The sequence below is a fragment of the Meiothermus sp. CFH 77666 genome, assembly GCF_017497985.1.
Taxonomy (GTDB): domain Bacteria; phylum Deinococcota; class Deinococci; order Deinococcales; family Thermaceae; genus Meiothermus.
Window position 1 is genome coordinate 1 of record NZ_JAGDFV010000059.1, and the last position, 3,458, is coordinate 3,458.

Sequence of the window (3,458 nt, forward strand, 5' to 3'; positions counted from 1 at the left end):
AGACACCAAACGAAACCCCCCACCTTTTAGGGTGGGGGGCAGGGAAGTTGCTATGGAGCGGGAAACGAGACTCGAACTCGCGACCCCAACCTTGGCAAGGTTGTGCTCTACCAACTGAGCTATTCCCGCAGGTGCGGCTTTCGCCGCGCTGAAAGCTGAAAGCCAAAGGCTAAAAGCTTTCTTATTGTAACCAGCCCTTAGCTTTCGGCGTACTAAAGAAAAAAAACCTCTGCACTGCCCTACTCTCCCAGGCCCCTTCGAGCCAAGTACCATCGGCGCAGGCACGTTTCACTGCCGTGTTCGGAATGGGAACGGGTGGGACCATGCCGCTATTAGCACAGAGGTGTCCAATGTTTTACTTTTCAAAGTTGGATCAGCAGGGGTAGCAGGAGAGAAGGTGGTACAGGTATCAGTGCATAAAGGTCAAGACCTCGGACGATTCGCACGGGTCGGCTCAATGGGTCACCCCACGTACACCTCCCGCCGATCCACCCGGTATTCTACCGGGGTCCTTACCGGATTGACTCCGTGAGAAGGCTCATCTTGGGGCAAGTTTCCCGCTTAGATGCTTTCAGCGGTTATCTCTCCCGTACTTGGCTACCCTGCTTATGCCCTTGGAAGAACAGCAGGAAAACCAGCGGTACGTCCACTCCGGTCCTCTCGTACTAGGAGCAGCCCCCCTCAACCTTCTTGCGCTCGTGACGGATAGAGACCGAACTGTCTCACGACGTTCTGAACCCAGCTCGCGTGCCACTTTAATGGGCGAACAGCCCAACCCTTGGGACCTTCTTCAGCCCCAGGATGTGACGAGCCGACATCGAGGTGCCAAACGATTCCGCCGCTATGGACGCTCGGGAATCATCAGCCTGTTATCCCCAGGGTAACTTTTATCCGTTGATCTATGGCCCTTCCACACAGAACCACAGGTTCACTAGGCCCCGCTTTCGCGCCTGCTCGGCTTGCCGGCCTCACAGTCAGGCTCCCTTCTACCCTTGCGCTCTCTGGTGGGTTTCCGTCCCACCTGAGGGAACCTTTGGGCGCCTCCGTTACCTTTTAGGAGGCGACCACCCCAGTCAAACTGCCCATCAAACACTGTCCCTCTCGCGAGGTTAGAAATCCAGACGTCTCAGGGTGGTATCTCACCGTCGCCTCCGCCGAAACCAAAGCCCCGGCTTCACAGGCTCCCACCTATCCTGCGCAGAAACGGCCGAATCTCAATGCCAGACTACAGTAAAGCTCCATGGGGTCTTTTCGTCCTGCCACGAGTAGGCTGCATCTTCACAGCCAGTTCAATTTCACCGGGTCCCTCGCTGAGACAGCGCGCTGATCGTTACGCTTTTCGTGCAGGTCGGAACTTACCCGACAAGGAATTTCGCTACCTTAGGACCGTTATAGTTACGGCCGCCGTTCACTGGGGCTTCGGATCAGGGCTTGCACCCCTCCCCTTGACCTTCCAGCACCGGGCAAGCGTCGCTCCGTATACTTCCACTTACGTGTTCGCACAGAGCTGAGTTTTTGGTAAACAGTCGCCAGCGCCTATTCACTGCGGCTTAGCGCTTCCGCGCCAAGCACCCCTTCTCCCGAAGTTACGGGGCTAGATTGCAAAGTTCCTTAGCGAGGGTTCTCCCGCGCGCCTTGGTGCATTTACACCCACCCACCTGTGTCGGTTTACGGTACGGGTACTCCGCAGTTATGCTTAGAGGCTTTTCTCGGCTCCCTGGCTTCGGCGAGTTGTCACCTTGCGGCTTCCACACCACCCACCGGTATTGGACTACGGATTTGCCTATAGTCCCCTTTGGGCTTCTGTCCGGGCTCATCCATGGCTCCGGTTCGCCTAGCCTAAAGCGTCCCCCCATCGCACTGCGTAGTAGGACTGGAATATTAACCAGTTGTCCGTCGGCCTCGCCTCTCGGCTTATCCTTAGGCCCCGCCTAACCCTACGATGACGACCATCGCGTAGGAAACCTTGGGTTTACGGCGAAGAGGATTCTCACCCCTTTTATCGTTACTCATGCTGGCATTCGCACTTCCCGTACCTCCACCACTCCTCACGGTATGGCTTCCTCGGCATAGGGAACGCTCCTCTACCGCTCTACGCTTTAGCGCAAAGCCCGCGAATTCGGTGACAGGTTTAAGCCCCGATCATTTTCAGCGCAGGGTCACTCGACTAGTGAGCTATTACGCACTCTTTAAAGGATGGCTGCTTCTAAGCCAACCTCCTAGCTGTCTGGGCAACCCCACATCTTTATCCACTTAACCTGTACTTGGGGACCTTATTCGGCGATCTCTGTTGTTCCAGCGCTTGGACACGGATGTTAGCACTCGTGCCCTCACTCCCGGACTCCATTTCGGACCCTTCAGAGTTTGAAAGGGTTTGGTAGGCTGGTAGGCCCCCTAGCCCTATCAGTGCTTTACAGGCCCAAATAAGCATCCGAGGCTGACCCTAAAGTCATTTCGAGGAGAACTAGCTATCTCCCAGATCGGTTAGCTTTTCACTCCTAACCCCAACTCATCCAAAGGATTTGCATCTCCAACTGGTTCGGCCCTCCACGCAGTGTCACCCGCGCTTCAGCCTGGTCAGGGCTAGCTCTCTGGGTTTCGAGTCTACGACAGCCGACTGTGCGCCCTATTCGGACTCGCTTTCGCTACGCCTCCGCCTCCCGGCTTAAGCTCGCCGACTACCGTAAGTCGCCAGCTCATGCTTCAATAGGCACACCAAGAAGCCTGTATAGCCCCTTGATTGCTTGTGAGCACACGGTTTCAGGTTCTATTTCACTCCCCTCCCGGGGTTCTTTTCACCTTTCCCTCACGGTACTGGTCCACTATCGGTCACCTAGAGTATTTAGCCTTACGCGGTGGGCCGCGCAGATTCACCCATAGCTCCACGAACCACAGGCTACTCGGGTACTGGCTACTAGCCTCCGCCTTTCGTCTACAGGATTTTCACCTTCTATGATGGGCCTTCCCAGACCCTTCGACTAGGCTTCCGCTTCGATATCGCCAGCCCCACAACCCCACTGAGCACGCTCAGCAGTTTAGGCTCCTCCCCTTTCGCTCGCCGCTACTCAGAGAATCGAACTCTCTTTCTTCTCCTCTGGGTACTTAGATGTTTCAGTTCCCCAGGTTCCCCCTCACTCGCGTGAGTGACCTGTGTTCCCACAGGCCGGGTTCCCCCATTCGGACATCCCGGTATCAAGGCTTACTACCAGCTCCACCGGGCTTTTCGCAGGTAATCACGTCCTTCATCGGCTTAGGTGCCAGGGCATCCACCGTGTGCCCGTTCTATCTTGACCTTTATTCCCTCTCCAGGGTTCCCCCCAGAGATCAGGTCTATTCACACCCACCCTAAACCGCTCTATCGCTTGCACAATAGATGACGTCCAGGATGGACTTCCCTCTCTTGCCTACTACCCCTTTTTCATGATCCTCGCACCCGCTTGCCTATTGGGGCGCAACGA

The 3,458-nt window shown here is 56.0% G+C and carries 1 tRNA gene and 2 rRNA genes; all 3 read right to left on the reverse strand.

What is annotated here, in order from left to right:
- Nucleotides 1-53: 53 nt before the first annotated feature.
- Nucleotides 54-129 (reverse strand) — tRNA-Gly (locus J3L12_RS16500).
- Nucleotides 130-226: 97 nt separating this feature from the next.
- Nucleotides 227-343 (reverse strand): 5S ribosomal RNA (gene rrf, locus J3L12_RS16505).
- 76 nt (nucleotides 344-419) lie between these two features.
- A 23S ribosomal RNA gene (locus J3L12_RS16510) occupies nucleotides 420-3,293 on the reverse strand.
- Between the last annotated feature and the right edge of the window lie 165 nt (nucleotides 3,294-3,458).